Genomic DNA, 18,751 nt, shown 5'->3' with positions numbered 1-18,751 from the left:
GCGATACCGCTGCAGTCCCGGAGGCGGGTAGTCGCCACCAGATTTATGTGGCTATTCGGAGCCCTTTTTCATATGGTGGATGGGGACGTCGACCGGTTTGAGGAAAAAGCGGGCGTACCACCCGAATCGAGCGGCGCGAACGTCGGGGGTGAGTCACCCGAGATCGACCCGGAGTCGATCAGTGACGAGGCGACGATTCACGCCGGCGAAACCGAACTCGAGCGGACGATCGGCCTCACGGGTGGTCTCGCGATCGGGGTTGGGACGATGATCGGGGCAGGGATATTCGTTTTTCCGGGCCTGGCGGCCGGAAACGCCGGTCCAGCCGCGGCCCTCTCGTTTGCTATCGGCGGTGTAATCGCTCTGCTCGTCGCCTTGCCAACCTCCGAACTCGCGACCGCAATGCCGCGGAGTGGGGGCGGCTACTTTTTCGTCTCCCGGAGCATGGGGACGGCGTACGGGTCAGTCGTCGGTCTCGGACTGTGGCTGGGACTCGTCTTCGCGTCGGCGTTTTATCTCGTTGGATTGGGCCACTACGCCGCGGCTATCTTCGCCGAAGTGGGGCTCGTTCTTTCGATCAGCCCGGTCGTCCCGCTCGGGTTGTTGTTCGGTATCGCGCTGACGGGGTTGAGCATCGGCGGGACCGAAAACACCGCCAAGATACAGAATCTCGTCGTGGGTATCTTGCTCATCATTCTGACGCTGTTTCTCTCGTATGGATCCCTCGATGCGCTCGGCGTGTTCGGTCGCGAAACCGCCCCGGAATCGTTCTTTCCAAGAGGGGTGTTTCCGGTGTTTAGCACCGCCGCGCTCGTCTTTACGTCGTATCTCGGCTTCGCACAGGTCGCGACCGTCGCGGGCGATATTCAAAAGCCGAGCCGGAATCTTCCGCTCGCGATGGTCGGATCGGTGCTCGTCGTCGCGGTACTCTACGTCGTGACGATATTCGTCGCGACGAGCGCGTTCGGTGCAGAGCGGCTCTCGGAGTTCGGCGAAACCGCGATGGTCGAGGTCGCCAGGGAGTTCCTCGGTCGCCCCGGCGCGGTCGCGATTCTCCTCGCCGGCCTGTTGGCGACGTTTTCGAGCGCGAACGCGTCGATTCTCAGCGCCTCTCGAACCGTCTACGCACTGAGCCGCGATGCGCTCTTGCCGAAACGTGCGAGCGAGGTGAACCTCCGATACGGAACACCGCACATCGCGTTGCTCGCGGCTGGCGCCCCGATCTTGCTTCTCGTCGGGACGGGGCAGGTCGAACTCCTCGCGGAAGTCGCCTCGTTTCTCCATTTGATCATGTACGGACTGATCTGCGTCGCCGTGATCGTCCTTCGACGACGCGATCCTCCGTGGTACGACCCGAGCTATCGAATGCCCGGGGTCCCGGCTCTACCGGTGATCGGGGCAGTGGCGAGTTTCGGATTGGTCGCGTTCATGCGACCCGCCTCGATCGGCATCGGGGTCGTCGTCATGCTCATTTCGTATCTGTGGTATCGGTACTACGCTGGAACGGTCGAACTCAAAGGAGCGTTCTGATCATGCAAACAACCAAAATACTCGTTCCCGTGCGCGTGCTGGAAGGTGAATCGCTGCCGGAAGGGATTCCCGAACTGCTCGCGAACACCCACGTCGTCTTGCTCGGCTATCACGTCGTCCCGGAACAGACCACACCGGGACAAATGCAAATGCAGTTCGAATCGCAGGCGCAAAATCGCCTCGACGAACTCGAAGAACTACTCGAATCAGCCGGTGCGACGGTCGAGACCCAACTCGTGTTCACTCGGGACGGGCAGAAAACGATCGATCGAGTGATATACGAACACGGTTGTCTCGCGGTGTTGGATCCGGATGCAGTCGGGCGTATAGAGAACGTATTGGTTCCGATCCGTGGTACCGTTGGTCTCGATCGCATTGCTCGGGTCGTCTCGGGGTTGTTCGCTGACACCGATGTCAAGGTGACGTTGTACCATATCACCGAGGAGGGGGAGAGTAACGAGGACGCTCGGACGTTGCTCGATGGACTCGTGGCCCGACTGGCAGAACAGGGCATCGGCCCAAAGCGGATTACGCTCACGATTAGACACGGAGGGAAGCCGCTCGATTCGATCACGGAGACCGCCGAGCTGTTCGACGTCGTCGTTATCGGTGAATCGGATCCATCGATCGCGACGTTCGTCTTTGGTCTCCCGGCTGACAAGGTCGCGGAACGGTTTCTCGGCCCGGTGTTCGTCGTCCAGCGGGAGCGACCGGGCGGGGACGCTCATGACTGATCGTCTGCCGGGACGCAAAGCCCCGATCGGTCGGTGTTCAGGTCGCCTTCCGACGGACCAGTCGGTTTCGGAGCGCCGAACCGACGGAATGGTCGTTCGATCGCTTGACGAACATATTTATTGAATAGTTTTCATAGACCGAGATCTGGACAGACATTCGAAGGCCTTATACGTGTACTCACCATTCTTTTATTTGCAATGGCAGACGGAAAAGTTGATTTCTTCAACGACACTGGCGGCTACGGTTTCATTACGACTGAGGACTCCGACGAGGACGTGTTCTTCCACATGGAAGACGTTGGCGGAGAGGATCTTACGGAAGGGACCGAGATCGAATTCGAAATCGAGGACGCCCCCAAGGGCCCCCGCGCGACGAACGTCGTCCGCGTATAATCGATTACGAACAGCCGCCTTTGGCGGCACAACAAAACTTCTGCGTTTTATTACGGGCCGAGCGGGCGGCACGTTCGTACAACGGCGTATCTAGCCACGAGCGCGGTATCCGAGACGATAGGTGATATTGATCGAGCGCATCGTCCGATGTCATGCAGTTGGACACTCGTATCGAAGACGGAAGACCAGTGAGCGCGTCGCCCGGGACTCACTGCGGGCGCGTCGTCACTTCGCAGCCGCCCTCGGTGACGATAACCGTGTGCTCCTTTTGACTGACGAGGAATCCGTCGTCCTCCTTGAGGACGGGATATCCGTGGACGACGTTCTGCTGTTTGAGCCGCCGAAGCGCCATCTCGGCTCGGCGGGTGTCGAGCCACCGGCGGGCGAAGGGGAGCGTCTTGAACTGTTCGACGATCTGTTCGAGCGCCTGACGAGCGTCGCGGTTTCGCACGCTCGCCTCCCGTTCGAGGGCGAAGATCTCCTCGTCGGCACCCTCGTTGACCTTGCCGCTCCCGTCGGTCGCGAAGGGTTCGATGGCGACGACGTCGCCGACGTTGAGTTCGACGCCCCGTTCGACCGCGCGGTTCGGGATGTTCGGCTCCGTGTGTTGGTTCCAGTGACCCAGTCCGTGACCCGATAGATTGACCACCGGATTGTAGCCGTAGCCGTCGATGACGGACTCGATTTCGGCGCCGATCTCGCCGGTCTGAATCCCCGGTTCGATGACCTCGATCGCGGCTTCGAGCGCCTCCCCGGGCGCTTCCGCGAGGTCCGGATTTCCGGAGAGGTCGACGGTGACGGCGGTGTCGGCGAGCCAGCCGTCCACGTGGACGCCGATGTCGAGATTGATCATCTCCTCGCCGAACGTCGAATCGTCGTTGGGTTCCGGCGTCGCGTGGGCGGCTTCCTCGTCGACACTGATATTGACCGGGAACGCCGGTTCGCCGCCGAGTTCGCGGATACGATCCTCGGCGTACTCGGCGATGTCGAGATGGCGTGCGCCGACCTCGACTCGGTCGGCGGCTTCGTCGCGCACCTGTGCGAGAATCTCGCCGGCTTCGCGGTGTTTCTCGTATTGCTCGTCGGTGAGATCGACGCTCATACCCCGTCGTTCGCCGGGTCGAATAAAAGGGGTTGCGTTCGAATTCGAACGAGGGGGACGCCGGTTCGACGCAACCGCAACGCTTTCGACCGCCGGGGCGCCCGTTTGAAACAGTGGTACTTCCGACCGGGTTTTCGTTGCCCGCCCTTCCGTATCTCGCGGCGCTCGTCGTCGCGATAGCCGTCGCCCTCGCGGCGTTGAATCGTCGCAGACCGCCAGTCACCGCGGCGACGGTAACGGCCCTCACGCCGTGGATGGCGGGCGGTGGCGCGTTGTACGCGCTGTATCAGGCCCGAATACCGCCGGACTCGATCGCTCCCCTGTTCGGCTCACCGGCGGTCTACGTCACCACGGGCGTGCTCGCGTCGCTCCTCTGGGCCGCCGTTGCGGATCGGCCGGCCGATACGTGGGAGCCGACGGGAGCGCCGGCGATACTGGCGGGATGCGGAAGTCTCGTGCTGCTCGTCGCCGTCGCGATCGCCGCCGTCGGCCCCACGCCGAACACGGTCGGCGCGAGCCCGATCATCTCGATCGTGATTTTGATCGTCTCGATCGGCGTCGCCGCCGCGGTCTGGACCGGAGTACGAAGTCTCCGAGACGTACACGCGACGGGAACCGTCGGCGCATCGGCCGTCTTCGGGCACACACTCGACGGCGTCTCGACGGCCGTCGGCTACGATCTGCTCGGGTTCGGCGAACAGACCCCGCTGTCGCGGCTCATCATCGAAGCCGGCGCGGCGCTGCCGACGGCGGAGCTGATCGGGGCCGGCTGGCTGTTCGCGCTCGTGAAGGTGGGGCTCGGCGCGCTGATCGTCGTCCTCTTCGAGGAGTACGTCCGCGCCGAACCGACCGAAGGCTATCTGCTCCTCGGGCTCGTCGTCGCCGTTGGACTTGGCCCCGGCGCTCACAACCTCGTTCTGTTCGCCATCGCCTAGACGAAAAACACAAACGATCGGAGAGAGTCGATGCACCGGACCCGAGCGATGCACATCGTCTGTGCGGGACATATCAACTGGGACGTTCGACTCCACGTCGATCGGCTGCCGACGCCGGGCGACGAGGGGCTGATCGAGCGTCGACACGAATCCGGCGGCGGCAGCGCCGCGAACGTCGCGGTCGGCCTCGCCGAACTGGGCGAGGACGCCCACTTGCTCGGTGCTGCCGGCGACGACGAGCGGGGATCCGAAGCGACTGCTCGTCTCGAGGAAGCCGGCGTCGAGCCCCACGTTCGGATCGCCGAAGCGCCGACGACAGTCAAGTACGTCCTCGTGAATGGCGCGGGAGAGGTCGCGTTGCTCGGGACCGACGGGGCCAACGAATCCTTCGGCGCCGACGACCTGCCAGCGGGGACGCTCGACACGGCGGGAGCGCTCCACCTCACCGGGCAGCGTCCCGAGACGGCGGCCGAGCTCGCACGGCGAGCGCCAGCCGACGCCGTCGTCAGTTTCGACCCGGGACGTCGGGGTGCGGACAGAGCGTACGACGCCGTGTTCGAGCACGTAGACGTACTCTTAGTCAACGAGAAGGAGGCGCAGACACTGGACGTGGACGTACCCGTCACCGTGACGAAACTCGGTGCGGAGGGTGCGAGGTGGTCGGGACCCGCCGGCGTCGTCGAATCGGGCGGAATCGACGTCGGAGCCGTCGCCGATACGACGGGCGCCGGGGACGCCTTCGCGGCGGGGTTTTTGACCGTCTGGCTCGACGAGCGCGAGCCGGCTCGTGCGCTTGGAGTGGGTAACGCCTGCGGTGCGCTCGCCGTCGGCGAGGAGGGTCCGGACGCGAACCTCTCGTGGGAGCGGATCGAGTCGATGCTAGATCGGTGACCCGACCGACTTTTGAGCCTACCCGTCGAGTCACCGATATGGCGAAACAACCACATCTGTTGGTCGAGTCCGGCGAGTTGGCGGACGTCGCGCTCGTGCCCGGAGACCCGGGCCGCGTCGACCGGATCGCCGACCACTGTGACGACGCCCGAACCGTCGCCGAGAACCGCGAGTACAAGCTCGTCAACGCGACCTACGGGGGCCGCGAGCTGTCGATCTGCTCGACGGGGATCGGCTCGCCGTCGGCCGCCATCGCTGCCGAGGAGTTGGCCGCCGTCGGCGTCGAGACGTTCATCCGCGTCGGCACGACCGGCGCGCTCCAGTCGGACATCGAGATCGGGGACATGATCGTCGCCACCGGCGCGGCGAAAGACGAGGGAACGACAAAGCGCTACGAGGCCGCAACCGTCCCCGCCGTCCCGGATTACGACGTGCTCTCGACGCTCGTCGACGCTGCGGAGACGCGAAACGCGCCCGTTCACGTCGGCCCCATCGCGACGGACGACGCCTTCTACGCCGAGAGCGACGAGTACGTCGACGCCTGGTCCGAGGCGGGGCTGCTCTGCGTCGAGATGGAAGCGGCGGCGCTGTTCACGCTCGCCCGCCGAAAGGGACTCGCCGCGGGAGCGATCTGTACGGTCGACGGCAACCTCGTCGCGGGGACACAGAAAGGCGAGACGGACGCCGAGGAACTCCCCGAGAAGGCGAAGAATAACGTCGGGCGTGCGATTCGAATCGCACTCGACGCCGTCACGGAACTGTAGCGGTAGTTATTCTCCGTTTTCCCAATCGCCCAACAGTTTATCCACGGCGCGTTCGGTCTCGTCGGTCCCGAAAGCCGATTCGACGAGTAGTCGACCGCCGAGCACGGACGGGCTCAAGACGGTGTTCGCCCCGGCGCGTTTGAGTTTTCGAACGTTCTCGCGGTCGGTCGCCGCCGCAACGATCCGAAGTTCCTGATTGAGTTCCCGAGCGGTCAAGATGGCCATCGCGTCCTCGGCGTCGTTTTCCGTGGCGACGATAAGCCCGCGTGCCCGTTCGATGTGCAGCCGTCGAAGGGGCTCCTCGTCGCTCGGATCGTCGGTGACGACCTCGTAACCGCGGTCGCGAAGCCGTTTGGCGTCTTCGGGATCGCTGACGATGACGACGGCGTTGGCGTCGTCGAGCGCCTCGAGGATCGGTTCGGTCAGATCGCCGTAGCCGGTGACGATGTAGTGGTTCTCCAGTAGGTCGAGTTGTTTGTCGCTCATGTTTCCGAGTGCGGTTGCGAAACGGGCTTCGATCAGCGGACCGAGCAGGGTACCGAGGGCGACACCGAAACTCGCCACCCCCGTGAGAAGGACGGACATCGAAAAGAGCCGACCGAACTGCGAGGTGGCCGTGAGATCGCCGTAGCCGACGGTCGAGGCGGTGACGAGCGTAAAGTAGAACGCGTCGAGTACCGTGTCGACGCCGTTGAATTCCTCGCGGAGCGCATAGGTGCCAACGGTTCCGTACACCTGGACGGCGAGGATGGCAGCGAGCGAGGCGAGTTGGGTCAACGAGAGATCGACGTTTCGGGTGAAATACCCTCGGTTCACGAAGACGGTCGGGAACGCGACGATGGACGTCACGACGAGCGGAAAGGACAGAACGCTCGACTGTGCCAACCCCTGCAGCCCCGTGACCGGAAGCAAAAAGATGACCGAGTACCACGCGATCCGGTAGCCGCGCTGGAGGCCGTAGACGCTCAACAACATCAGAAAGCCGGTCATCGTCCCGGTGAATCCGGCCGTCCGAGCCACGATCTCCGGGATGTACAGGGCCAGCGGTCCGGAGATCGCCGTCGCACCGATGTTGACGATACCGGTGATAACCGAGAGAACGGCGACGAGACCAGTGAGAAAGACCGCGGCGTGCGTCCGCAGGAGCGTCGGCGAGGCGCCGTCATCGCCCCCGGGCGTGTGGGTGGCCCCCATTACAGCATCCGCTTGCCCACGTGTCGATAATAAGCCATCGTTTGCGCGTCGATACGGGGCCCGGGTGTCGACAATCGTATATTAGTGGCCCCAGAGATACGAGCCATGACACAGCCGCTTCCCGTCGAGATCCTCCTCGGCATTTATCTCGGCGTGTTAACCGGGATGTTTCCGGCCCTCGTCTCGTGGGGACTCGGATTTATATTCAAATACGTGACCGGCGTTTCGATTCCCGCTCTCGGTGTCGTCGTGCTCGCCCTAGCGCTCGCGGGCATCAACGGCGGCTTGTTGGCCCTGAACGACCCCGCAGTCATCCAGTCGGGATCTCGTGTTATTGTCGCGTTGATCGTCGTGATGATGCTAGCGATGTACGCCCACTCGAAGGGGGATGAGATGGGGGCGTCGGTCCCGAAGCGGCTTTCGCTGAGGAAACTCCGCGATCGGACACTATCGAGCGACGTCGTCGAGCTCATCGGCTCGCGGGGCGAGGTGCGGATCGAAGTCATCGGCGACGTGGTCGATATGGAGGGCTATCCGCCGCTCTCGGAGGAGACGCGATCGGATATCCGGAACGGTGACTGGCGGCTGCCCGCGGATCTGCCGATCTCCGAGCTCGAAACGCGGTTCGAAGAGCGGCTTCGGACCGAACTCGATCTCGCGGATATTTCGGTGAATATCGATGACCACGGCCGAGCCTCGGTGATCGCGGCCCCGCCGCTATCGGGGATTTCAAAGCGCATACCGGCCCGAAAGCGCGCCGTCTCGGTCGAGACACTGGTTCCGACCGGGCTGGCCCGGGGTGACGAGGTCACGGTCATGATGGGTGAGACCGAGCTCGCGGGGACGGTCATCGCCGCGAAGTCGTCGGTGAAAAATGAGGAGATGGCCAAAACGGACGGTGGAACGATCGATCCGACACCGCTGCCGACGACCACCGCGCCGACGGCGACCGGCGGCGACGGGAGAATCACGGTCGCCGTGGATCGGTCGAAGGCGAGGGCGTTGTTGGAGTCGGTGCGAGCGAAGGTTATGGTCACGTCACGGGGAACCCGTCGGGAGTTCGAGTTGATTTCGTTGCTTCGGCGCGCCGGCAAACGCTTCCGAACGATCTCGGTCAAGCCGAGGGGCGAGCTAACCGGCCAGACGATCGGTCAGTTGAGCGTCCGAGAGGCGTACGGCGTCGCGATCCTCGCGATCAAACGACCCGACGGTTGGCTCGTCGCACCGCGCGGTGAGGCCGAGCTACAGGTGGGCGACGAACTGTTCGTGGTCGGAAAACGCGACGCACTCGACGCGTTCGAGGAGGGGGTGACGTGAGTATTCCCGCCGGCCAGCTGGGGCTCATCGACGAGCTCCTGATCGATATCGCCAGAGTGTCCGCCCTCGTCGTCGTCTCCGTGGCGACCGGAACACTCGTCGGCTTCGTACATCGGTGGTACGCCGGTACGCGCGTTCCCGACGGCTTGTCGGTACTCGTCAGTCTGAGCGTTGTCGCGTTGTATCTCAACACCGCCGGCGCGCTCGGCGAGGTGATCGGCGGCCAGGTCGAACTGCTCGCCGTGGAGACGGCGATCTTCAACACGGTCACGTTCTTGCTCGCGGGCGTGGCAGCGGCCGGCGGTGGCCGCCTCGGCGATCGACTCGGCGTGGACGTCTTCGCCGTCTCGGGCGCGAAGAGCCTCGATAGCGACGTCAGCCGCATCGTTCGAACCGTCGGCCGGGTCACGACGGTCCAGTTGCCCGAGGAGATCGGCGACATCGACGGCTACGATCCGGTGGACGCGGCGACGAAGGAGAAACTGATCGGCCACACGCTCGTCTTCCCGAGACGCCTGACGCTCGAAGAGCTTCGGACGCGGTTCGCCGATCGGCTCCGGACGGACTACGGCGTCGGACACGTCGACGTCGACTTCGCCGAGGACGCCACGGTCGAGTATCTCGCGTTGGGGGGGCGCGAATCGGGGATCGGCGCGACGCTTCCGCCGGGGAGCGCCGCGGTGGCCGTCAGGGCCGACCCACCCAACAACGCGAGTCCGGGCGATGCGGTACAGGTGTGGACGAGCGGTGACGCCGGATCGACTCCGGGTTCGGTCCCAAACGCGGATGTGGAGACGGACGCAACGGCGAACTCGAAAACGAAACCCCAGCGCGTGACGAACGCCGAGATCCGCGGGACTGCGGGCGATATCGTGACCCTCGCGATGGACGAATCTGACGCCAGACGCCTCGATACGGATCGCCGCTATCGCCTCGTGACACTCCCGATCGAAGTCCGCGCCGACCGGGAGTTCGCCTCCCAACTCCGAACTGCGGAGGAGACGATGGGCGTCGTGACCATCGCGGATGGGAGCCTGCTGGTCGGAAATCCGGTCGGTTCGCTCGACGTCGCAGTCGTCGCGGTCGGGACCGCCGACGGCGAGATCGTCGCGATCCCGACTCGCCACCGAGAGATCGCCGTCGGCGACACGCTGTACGCGATCGGCCGCCCGGATCGGCTGCGGAAGGTAGAGACCTCGGCAACCACGACGGCGGCCGACGCCCGATCGAGTTCGGACGACTGATCGCTGGGGGACCAGTACCGAGTGCCCGACCGGAAATCCGTCAGAGCCAAATCCGACGACGCCTGAATCGAGGTATGGCCGACGAACCCATCGATCCGAGCGAGATCGGCGAAGGGGACGCCCCGCCGATCGAGGAGGCCCCCTACAAGATCATCTTCGAGGCGAACAAGTGCATCGCGGCCGGCAAATGCGCCGAGGTCTCGGCAAACTGGACGATGGACATCACGACCGGTATCGCGAAGCCGAGGGTTTACTTCTTCGACGAAGCGGATCTCGAACACAACATCGACGCCGCCGAGAAGTGTCCGGCCAAGAAGGATCGGGGCGTCATCCACGTCGTCGACCGCCGAACGAACGAGGAGATCGCACCCGACCCGAACGGGGACGGGACGCTCTCGGTCGATTGGTGACGGCCGACGACCGAAACACACATTCCTCGCCACGTCTCAGGTTCGGTTGCGCGAGGGTGGCCGAGCTTGGACAAAGGCGGCGGACTTAAGATCCGCTCCCGTAGGGGTCCGTGGGTTCGAATCCCTCCCCTCGCATGGCGAGAACGCGACCGTCGGGAGCGATCTCGAAAACGAGCGTATAGCCGACGGTCTCACGACGCACTTTTTAACCGACGGATCCTATCGGGACCCAATGAGCCAGGAACTTCCCGACCGCGCCGTCCGCGCCTTCGACGGGCACGCCGCCTTCGAGCGCGACGGCCGGTGGTTCGAGGTGACGACGACGAAGTTCGATGGTCGCGTGACCGCCGACGAGACCGACGACTGGGCGCTGTATTACACGCTCGAAGTTCGCGCCCCGATGCTCTCGAGTGCGACGGCGGACGAAGTCGGGCCCGCGGTCGAGGAGGGTTGGTTCGAGACCTACGAACGACGGCTCGAAGACGCGGGGATGGCCGTTCGACAGGACGTCGAGTTCGAGGATCGCCGCGTGTTCGAGGAAGCCGGCGACGCGGTCGCCGTCTTCGACTTCGAGTGGGGGAACGTCGACCAGGTCCCGGACATCGCGAAAACGATCACCGAGTACGTCGAGGGGACGTACATGGAGGGCATCGTCCCGGGTTACGAGTACCGATCGCCGGTCGCGGAGTTGCTCTCGCGGGCCCGGTCAGGGAGCGACGCCGACGCGGACGGCAGGAGCGGGCCGATGCCGCTGTGATCGCGGCTGAATGCGCGTTGTGGATCAGACGACCCGATTCGTAAGCGCGTCATCGGCGGCGTATCGGATGGCGTTCTCCTCGACGAGCGCCGCGATCCGGCGGTAGTACGCCTCCGTCGCCGCGGCGACGTGGGGCGTCACGATGACGTTCTCCGCGTCCCAAAGCGGTGAGTCGGACGGCAGCGGTTCGGTTTCGAAGACGTCCAGCGCCGCGCCGCCGATCGCGTCCGTTTCGAGTGCGTTTATCAGCGCCCCCTCGTCGACGACAGGCCCGCGAGCGACGTTTACAAGCACGGAATTGGGCCCCATCGCGGCGAGTTCGGCCTCGCCGATGAGTCCCCGGGTATCGTCGGTCAGGGGGACGGTGAGGACGACGAAGCGAACGTCGGAGATCGCGGATTCGAGTCTCCCGGACGGATAGACCGTCTCGACGCCGTCGACCGGCGTCGGCGTCCGTTTCACCCCGACGACGTCCATCCCGATGGCCGCGGCCCGCGTGGCGACGCCGCAACCGAGCGTTCCCAGTCCGACCACGCAGACCGACGAGTTGGACAGACTAAACGGGACGTTCCACGGTTGTTTGGTCCACTCGCGATCGCGCTGTCGATCGCGATAGCGGTGCAGTCCCCTGGCGAACGAGAGCATGTATCCGAGAACCGTCTCGCCGACAGTGTCGCCGTGAATACCGGTGCTGTTGGTCAGTGCGATCCCGTCGGCCTCGAGCGTCTCGAACGGGAATCGGTCGACACCCGCCTGTATCGAGTGGATCCACTCGAGACCCGCGGAGAGAAATCGGTCGTCGTACGCGAGGGTAACGAGCGCGTCGTGGTCGCCGAGTTCGTCGGAAGAGACGATGGAGACGTCGGCGTCGACCGTCGAAAGCACATCGCGGAGTTCCTCGGGCGGAAAGACGGCGTCGACCGAGTCGTGGATGCCGATGGTCAAGCGCATGCCGGTCGTTCGCGGGCGAGGGGTATATAATGGCCGGCGAATCGATCGGAGTGCCGTCAGCGTCCGGTATCGTACTTGTAGGTCGCCTCCTCGGGGTCGATGCCGAAATCCTCGGGCGTCTCCTCGGGTTCCGGTTCGGGGTCGATGTCCGCAGCGGTCTTGAAACGCTCTCTGAGCCGATTGGGCATCCGAAACTCGTCGGTCGCTATCACCATCGGAACCGCGTCCGGATCGAGACTGGCTCGCTTCGCTTCGAGGCGGTCGGCGAGCACCTCGGGGAGTTCGGCCTCGGGGACGCCCTCGAAGCCGAACTCCCCGAGATACTCGTGGGCGCTCGTGAGCGAGTAGACGCGATCGAACCCCTCTGCCTCCGCGCCGTCGATGAGTCGTTCGATGACGTGCGCGCCGACTCCTTGGCGCTCCCACCCGTCCAACACGCCGATGCTCGTCAGCTCGCAGACCTCCCGGTCGCCGACCTTGTGGACCCTGATCCGACCGAACCCGGCCCGCGTGTTCGACGCCTCGTCGACGGCGATGACGTAATCGCGGGACCGAAACGCCGTCTCGTCCAGGTCCATCGCCTCGATGTGCTCCAACAGCCAGGCCTCGTCGCGATTTTTCGCGTCCCGGACGTACATGCGACGGCGTAGGAGGCGGCGATGCAAAACCGTTCCCCCTCCGAGCCGTCACCGGCCAATCCGAACGGTCAGACGTGCTCGTCGAGGAAATCGACGATCGCCGTGTACGCCTCGATCCGGTTGTCGAGTTTCGAGATACCGTGCCCCTCGTCGTCGAATATCAGCGTTCGAACGGGGACGCCGGCGTCCTCGGCTGCCGCCGCGACCTGCTCGGCCTCGCCGACGGGGACGCGGGGATCGTTCGCGCCGTGGAGAACGAAAAGCGGGGCCTCGATCCGGTCGATCGTGTTGATCGGCGAGATCGATTCGAGGAACTCGCGGTCCTCTTCGAGGGAGCCGTACTCGGTCTCCCGGAGCGCTCGGCGCCACGACCCGGTGTTCTCGAGAAACGTGACGAAGTTGGCGATGCCGACGATGTCGATCCCGGCCGCCCACCGATCGGGGTACGCCGTCAGCGCGGCGAGAGTCATGAACCCGCCGTACGAGCCGCCCTTGAGAATTAACCGCTCTCCGTCCACGTCCGGGTGATCGTCGAGCCACCCGGCGGCGGCATCGATATCCGCGACCGAATCCGGTCGTTTCTCGACGTCATCGAGGGCGGCGTAGGATCGCCCGTAGCCGGTCGAACCACGGACGTTCGGCTCGAAGACGGCGTACCCGTGCGCGAGGAGGTACTGTTTCACGGCAGAAAAAGATGGCCGTCGCTGGCTCTCGGGTCCGCCATGGATGTCAATCACGGTCGGCGCGCCGTCTTCGGGAACCGTGTCTGGAATCGATAGATACCCGGGGATCTCGCGATCGTCGAACGTCCCGTAGCGGACGAGTTCTGACTCGACGAACGTCGAGTCCGGAATGCCGGCGGTCGGGGCGTGGGTCCAGCGCTCGGCCTCGCCGGTTTCGACGTCGACGACGTAGACGTTCGCGTTGACCGTATCGGCGGTGACCGTCACGGCGAACCGCTCGGCCCCCTCGTCGAAGGAGACGCCGCCCGCGATTCCGGACGGCAAATCGAGAGCCGGTCCCGCATCGATTTCCGTCGCCCCGACGAGATCGCCCACCGTCAACTCGGTGTAGCCGTCGACGTTTCGCGAGTAGACGAGGCGGCCGGTCTCGTGGTCGATCGCCACGCCGTCGAGGCTCCACGAGCCGCCGTCCTCGACGGTCGAAACCGATCCGTCGGTGGCGTCGAGGCGCACGAGCGAGAGCGTGTCGCCGTCGAGGTCGCTACAGCAGTAGATCCCCCCGCCGTCGGGGCCCCACGAGAGGCTCGTGTACCGGACGTCCCCGTCGTGATCGGTAAGATGGGTTAGGTCGCCGGATTCCGCGTCGAGAACGTAGACGTCCTGATCGAAGTTCGATCGGGCCTCGTGGACCAGCAGGCGGGAATCGGCCGGGCACCAGCCTGCGACGGACAGCCAGCCGCCGCCCTTGTGGAGGCGGCGGGCGTCCTCGTCGCCGCCGTCGCGGGGTTGGACGTAGATGTCGAAGACGGAGCGTTCTCGGCGGTTCGAGGCGAACGCGAAGCGCTCGCCGTCGTGGCTCCACCCGCCCCACCGGTGTTTCGCGTCGGCCTCTGTCAGCGGGGTCACCACGCCGTCGTCATCCAGACGGAACAGCCCCTGCCGTTCGTTGCCGCCCTCGTCCATGCCGAAGATCGTCTCGACGCGTTCGGGCGACGGCGAGGCGAACGTGACGCGCTCATCGTAGAAGGTCCGCTGTGTCGGCCACCCGTCCGCCCCGGCCATCGTCCACAGCTGTGGCGTCCCCGTCGTGTCCATTCGAAACGAAAGGGCCCCGTCGGTTCGGAAGGCCGCGCCGAAGGCGTTTCGAACGTTCAGGTAGCGTTCGATGTCGTACTCGTACACACGCGTCCGTGAGAGCGGACGAGTATTAGCCGTTCGCCCCTACCGCGTTCCGGGCCCTTTTTGCCAGAGGCCGTCGTCGCCCGTCGTATGCGAATCGCGGTCGTCCTCAGGGATCCGCCCCCGCAATCGGCGCGCCCCGGTGCCGACCGGCTTCGACGGCTCGCCCTCGAGCTCGACGATCGCGGTCACGAGGTCACAGTCTACTGTCTCCCCTGGTGGGAGGGGGCCAGCCGCCGGATCGAGATCAACGGCCTCAGCCACGAGGGCGTCACCTTCGAGCACTCAGCGCTGTACTACACGCGGTTGCCCGGTCTGCTCGCTCGATACGATCCGGACGTGATCGTGACCTCGGCCTCGCCGCCGGAGGCGGTGGTCGCGGCGTGGCTCGGGGCCCGGATCGCTCGCGTCCCGCTGTTTTGCGACTGGTACGGCGACGAACCGGAAAGCGTGGACTCGCGGTGGCTCGGGCGAGCCGCGAGTCTGCCGACGCAGATCGTGACGCCCTCCGCGTTTCAGCGAACCCGCGTCCGCGAGTGCGGCGCCAGCGAGGACGACACGGTCGTCGTTCCCGACGGAATCGACTTCTCGAAGATACCGTCGACCGCACCCGGCGAGCGTCGCGAGATCGCCTACGCGGCGGAGTTAGACGACGACTCGAACTTGGAGGATCTCTTCTTGGCGCTCGCGGAACTCCGAAACCGGGACGACTGGACGGCGACGGTGATCGGCGACGGGCCCGAGCGGGCTGGATACGAGACGCAGGCCCGCGATCTCCTGATCGACGATCGCGTCGAGTTCGTCGGCGATCTCTCCCGCGAGGAGCGGATCGCCGTCTACCGCGGCGCACACACCTTCGTCCAGACCGCCCGTCGGCAAACGTTCGCCCGGGAACTGCTGTGGGCGCTGGCCTGTGGCTGCGTCGGCGTCGTCGAGATACAGGGCGATTCGAGCGCGCACGAACTGGTCGAACGCCGCGAGCGCGGCATCAGGGTAACCGATATGGACGCCCTAGACGAGGCGATCGAAGAGTCGTGGCGGCTCGGCTTCCGCGACATCGACGAGACGTTTCGATCGTTCGACGACGCCGCGATCATGGGCGAATACGTCGACCTGTTCCGCAGGTTCGGCGTCGAAGCGCGCTGAGAGTCGACCGAATCACTGGGCGTCGAACCGATCGGGATCGGCGGTCGCGGCCGCGGTCTTCACCGCGGCGACGTTCTCGGCGACGTCGTGAACTCGGATGATGTCGGCGCCGCGCTCGACCGCCAGCGCGCTCGCGGCGACGGTCGCGGCGAGTCGCTCGTCGGCCGCCCCCCGGTCGACGAGCGAGAACATCGACTTTCGCGAGTGACCGACCAACACCGGACAGCCGAGCGAACGGAACTCGTCGAGTCGGCCGAGCAACTCGAAGTTCTCGGCGATCGATTTGCCGAACCCGATTCCGGGGTCGACGACGATCTGCGAGCGGTCGAGCCCGGCCTTCTCGGCGAGTAACACCCGCTCGTCGAGCGCGTCGATGGTGTCCGTGACCACGTCGTCGTATTCGACGTCGGCGTCGGGATCGACGGGGGCGTGTATCGAGTGCATGACGACGACCGGAACGTCGTATTCGGCGGCGACTAGCCGCATTTCGGGGTCTTCGAGCCCCGAGACGTCGTTGAGGATGTCCGCCCCGGCGTCGAGTGCGGCGCGGGCGACCGCCGCCTTGCGGGTATCGACGGAGACGGCGGCGTCGACCTCGGCGAGCGCGTCGACGACCGGGACCACCCTGTCGATCTCCTCGTCGACGGGGACCGACTCCGCGCCGGGGCGCGTCGACTCGCCGCCGACGTCGACGATGTCCGCCCCGGCGTCGATCAGCCGCTCGGCTCGGTTGATCGCATCGTCGGTCGTCTCGTAGCGGCCGCCGTCGTAGAACGAATCCGGCGTCACGTTGAGAATACCCATGACGGCGGTGTTGTCGGCCCAGGGAGTGTTCGCTGGTCGGTCGAGACGGTCGAGTTCCCGTTCGAGCCCCGCCGCGACCGCGGAGGGACCCGATCCGAATTCGCCGAGGGTCTCGAGCAATCGGTCGAACTGCGAGCGCGTCCCCATCAACACCGCGTCGACGAGTTCGTGCGACTCCGCGTCGACGGCCGAGATCGCACACTCGCCGCCGAGAGAGAGGAGTTCACGCTCGATGCGGTCGGCCTGCGCCGGGCGAACGCGCGCGGTGACGACGTGGTGAACGCCGTCGTCTCGAAGGTGGCGAACCGCCCCCGGAAAAACGTCGGCCCTTTCGAGGAGTTCGGCCGCCGCGTCGCCGTCGGGAACTCGGCTCGTGACGTGGGTTCGAGTCCACCGTCTGCGGGCCTCGGCGACGACGAAGAGCGATCCGGAGACGACGACCGCGTCGTCCGCGGTGGCGGCGGCGAGCGCCGATTCGACCGCCCCGGAGACGGTGTCGTGTCGATCGATTGATCCGGATCGCCCGTCGGCCTCGAAGATCGCGGCGAGAGAGTCGGTGGTTTCGGCTCGATCGAAATCTGGACGGCAGGCGTAGACTGCCGCCGCCGCGGGCAGCGCCGCGACCATCTCGGGGACGTCCTTGTCACACATCGCGCCGAAAACGAGGTGTAACTCGTCGTATTCGAACGTCGAAAGCGTGTTCGCGACGCCAACACAGCTTCCGGGGTTGTGCGCGCCGTCGAGGACGACGAGCGGATCGCGATCCATCACCTCGAAGCGCCCCGGCCAGTGGGCGTTTCGGAGCCCACGGGCCGCGTCCCCGGGTGTCACGTCGCCGATCTGGCGGCAGAGTGCGGCGGCGATCCCGGCGTTTTCACACTGGTGGCCTCCCAGGAGTGGGAGCGCCGTCGAAACGCGCCAGCCGTCGGTGGCGGTGATCGTCACACCCTGTTCGACACCGGTTCGACCCTCGTCGACGACCGCCACCTCGACTTCGTCGTCCGGACCGCCGACCCGAAGCGTCTCGTCGGCAACCGCGTCGATCACGTCGAGGGCCGCCCCCGTCGCAGCCGTCACGAGGGGGGTGCTCTCGGGCGCGATAGCGGCCTTGTCGAGGGCGATCTCCTCGATCGTGTCGCCGAGGAGATCCGCGTGTTCGAGCGTGACGTTTGTCACCGCGGCGGCGTCGGGGGAGAGTGCGCTGGTCGCGTCGTGTTTGCCGCCGATTCCGACCTCCACGACGGCCACGTCGACGTTCTCGCGTTCGAACGTTCGGACGGCGAGCGCCGTCACTGCCTCGAAGAACGTCGGCGGATCGCCGTCGACCGTCTCCTCGCGTACGTACGGTTCAATCTCGGAAACGTACCTGCAGACAGCGGCTTTGGTGACCGGGCGACCGTTGATCCGGACCCGCTCGCGGAGGTCGTCGAGGTGTGGCGAGGTGTACAGTCCGACGTCGTATCCGGCTTCGCGGAGGACGGACTCGATCATACGGGCGGTGCTTCCCTTGCCGTTGGACCCGCCGATCTGGATGATCCGGAGATCGTCTCCCGGAGACCCGAGATGGTCGAGCAGCCGTCGGGTCGGAGCGACACCCGTCCGGGACGGGTACCGCCGAAGGCCGAACAGGAAATTCGCCGCCTCGTAGTACTCCATACCGATGGAAGTGTGGCGAACGGTTTATCCCTTTTCGCTTTCCGTCGTCGGGATGCGAGAGGACCAGATATAACAATTAAAATATAATTAGAAGAAATAAATATTTGGCTTATATGATATACGGAGGACGGCCAGCCAGTCGAATCCGTCGACAACGCGGAAGATCGCAGTTGCATACGAATCCGTTCAGGCACGAATTTTATGTTATTTTGGCCGAAAACGTAGAACTATGCGTATAAAGTACGTGGTACGGCAAAAATATAAAAACAATATGGAAATGACCCGCCGATAGAGGGTCGTGTAACGTGACGAAACCCCCGGTGAGAATGCTACTGCGAAAACGAGGAGGGTATTAATATCAGATGAAAATAATTCTTATAAATATTATATATTTCCGTTGGGCACCGTCGGGGGCGGACCAGG

Annotated in this window: 17 protein-coding genes and 1 tRNA gene; 12 read left to right on the top strand and 6 right to left on the bottom strand. The window is 64.9% G+C overall.

What is annotated here, in order from left to right:
* The first annotated feature begins 72 nt into the window (after window positions 1-72).
* The 3 genes from R6U53_RS03190 to R6U53_RS03180 all read left to right on the top strand — a co-directional run bounded on the left by R6U53_RS03190 (window position 73) and on the right by R6U53_RS03180 (window position 2,657).
* Complete coding sequence (locus tag R6U53_RS03190; protein ID WP_410320921.1) at window positions 73-1,530, top strand: APC family permease; 1,458 nt, start codon at window positions 73-75, stop codon at window positions 1,528-1,530.
* A gap of 2 nt (window positions 1,531-1,532) precedes the next feature.
* Window positions 1,533-2,264, top strand: coding sequence for a universal stress protein (locus R6U53_RS03185; RefSeq protein WP_410320920.1), 732 nt, complete (start codon window positions 1,533-1,535; stop codon window positions 2,262-2,264).
* Between the two features lie 198 nt (window positions 2,265-2,462).
* Window positions 2,463-2,657, top strand: coding sequence for a cold-shock protein (locus R6U53_RS03180; RefSeq protein WP_137275886.1), 195 nt, complete (start codon window positions 2,463-2,465; stop codon window positions 2,655-2,657).
* 208 nt (window positions 2,658-2,865) lie between these two features.
* Here R6U53_RS03180 and map read toward each other — a convergent pair whose 3' ends face one another.
* On the bottom strand, window positions 2,866-3,759 hold the full coding sequence (gene map / locus R6U53_RS03175; protein ID WP_410320919.1) for a type II methionyl aminopeptidase: 894 nt from the start codon (window positions 3,757-3,759) through the stop codon (window positions 2,866-2,868).
* 113 nt (window positions 3,760-3,872) lie between these two features.
* Here map and R6U53_RS03170 point away from each other — a divergent pair, with 113 nt between their 5' ends.
* From R6U53_RS03170 to R6U53_RS03160, 3 genes are read left to right on the top strand one after another with little or no spacing between them, the layout of a single operon-like run.
* Window positions 3,873-4,694 carry a DUF63 family protein gene (locus R6U53_RS03170; protein ID WP_410320918.1) on the top strand — a complete coding sequence of 274 codons (822 nt, stop codon included), beginning with the start codon at window positions 3,873-3,875 and terminating at the stop codon, window positions 4,692-4,694.
* Between the two features lie 30 nt (window positions 4,695-4,724).
* A complete protein-coding gene (locus R6U53_RS03165; RefSeq protein WP_410320917.1) occupies window positions 4,725-5,585 on the top strand; it encodes a carbohydrate kinase family protein in 861 nt (286 codons plus the stop codon).
* Window positions 5,586-5,623: 38 nt separating this feature from the next.
* Window positions 5,624-6,349 (top strand): nucleoside phosphorylase, encoded by a 726-nt coding sequence (locus R6U53_RS03160; protein WP_410320916.1) that lies wholly within the window; start codon window positions 5,624-5,626, stop codon window positions 6,347-6,349.
* 6 nt (window positions 6,350-6,355) lie between these two features.
* Here R6U53_RS03160 and R6U53_RS03155 read toward each other — a convergent pair whose 3' ends face one another.
* Window positions 6,356-7,543, bottom strand: a complete 1,188-nt coding sequence (locus R6U53_RS03155) for an NAD-binding protein (protein ID WP_410320915.1) — start codon at window positions 7,541-7,543, stop codon at window positions 6,356-6,358.
* 105 nt (window positions 7,544-7,648) lie between these two features.
* On the opposite strand from R6U53_RS03155, the gene R6U53_RS03150 reads away from it, so the two are divergent.
* The 5 genes from R6U53_RS03150 (at window position 7,649) to R6U53_RS03130 (ending at window position 11,271) form a co-directional block, all read left to right on the top strand.
* Entirely contained in the window at window positions 7,649-8,860 is a 1,212-nt protein-coding gene (locus R6U53_RS03150; protein ID WP_410320914.1) for a potassium channel family protein, read from the top strand.
* Window positions 8,857-10,104 (top strand): TrkA C-terminal domain-containing protein, encoded by a 1,248-nt coding sequence (locus tag R6U53_RS03145; protein WP_410320913.1) that lies wholly within the window; start codon window positions 8,857-8,859, stop codon window positions 10,102-10,104. The genes R6U53_RS03150 and R6U53_RS03145 overlap by 4 nt, the downstream gene beginning before the upstream one ends.
* Before the next feature lie 74 nt (window positions 10,105-10,178).
* The gene (locus R6U53_RS03140) at window positions 10,179-10,514 is read left to right on the top strand and encodes a ferredoxin (RefSeq protein WP_410320912.1); all 336 of its coding nucleotides are present in this window, start codon (window positions 10,179-10,181) and stop codon (window positions 10,512-10,514) included.
* Between the two features lie 50 nt (window positions 10,515-10,564).
* Window positions 10,565-10,649, top strand: a tRNA-Leu gene (locus R6U53_RS03135).
* A 97-nt stretch (window positions 10,650-10,746) separates the two neighbouring features.
* Window positions 10,747-11,271: a DUF5813 family protein gene (locus R6U53_RS03130; protein WP_410320911.1), complete on the top strand. Its 525-nt coding sequence runs from the start codon at window positions 10,747-10,749 to the stop codon at window positions 11,269-11,271.
* A 24-nt stretch (window positions 11,272-11,295) separates the two neighbouring features.
* On the opposite strand, the gene ddh is transcribed toward R6U53_RS03130, so the two are convergent.
* The 3 genes from ddh to R6U53_RS03115 all read right to left on the bottom strand — a co-directional run bounded on the left by ddh (window position 11,296) and on the right by R6U53_RS03115 (window position 14,725).
* The gene (ddh, locus tag R6U53_RS03125) at window positions 11,296-12,222 is read right to left on the bottom strand and encodes a D-2-hydroxyacid dehydrogenase (RefSeq protein WP_410320910.1); all 927 of its coding nucleotides are present in this window, start codon (window positions 12,220-12,222) and stop codon (window positions 11,296-11,298) included.
* A 56-nt stretch (window positions 12,223-12,278) separates the two neighbouring features.
* On the bottom strand, window positions 12,279-12,860 hold the full coding sequence (locus tag R6U53_RS03120; RefSeq protein WP_410320909.1) for a GNAT family N-acetyltransferase: 582 nt from the start codon (window positions 12,858-12,860) through the stop codon (window positions 12,279-12,281).
* Between the two features lie 68 nt (window positions 12,861-12,928).
* Window positions 12,929-14,725 carry a S9 family peptidase gene (locus R6U53_RS03115; protein ID WP_410320908.1) on the bottom strand — a complete coding sequence of 599 codons (1,797 nt, stop codon included), beginning with the start codon at window positions 14,723-14,725 and terminating at the stop codon, window positions 12,929-12,931.
* Between the two features lie 87 nt (window positions 14,726-14,812).
* On the opposite strand from R6U53_RS03115, the gene R6U53_RS03110 reads away from it, so the two are divergent.
* Window positions 14,813-15,868, top strand: coding sequence for a glycosyltransferase (locus R6U53_RS03110; RefSeq protein WP_410320907.1), 1,056 nt, complete (start codon window positions 14,813-14,815; stop codon window positions 15,866-15,868).
* A 12-nt stretch (window positions 15,869-15,880) separates the two neighbouring features.
* On the opposite strand, the gene folP is transcribed toward R6U53_RS03110, so the two are convergent.
* Complete coding sequence (gene folP, locus R6U53_RS03105) at window positions 15,881-18,328, bottom strand: dihydropteroate synthase (protein WP_410320906.1); 2,448 nt, start codon at window positions 18,326-18,328, stop codon at window positions 15,881-15,883.
* Between the last annotated feature and the right edge of the window lie 423 nt (window positions 18,329-18,751).

It is taken from the genome of Natronomonas sp. (genome assembly GCF_046483325.1).
Lineage (GTDB): Archaea > Halobacteriota > Halobacteria > Halobacteriales > Haloarculaceae > Natronomonas.
The sequence above is the reverse complement of the archived record's forward strand: the minus strand, read 5'-3'. Positions and strand labels throughout refer to the sequence as shown.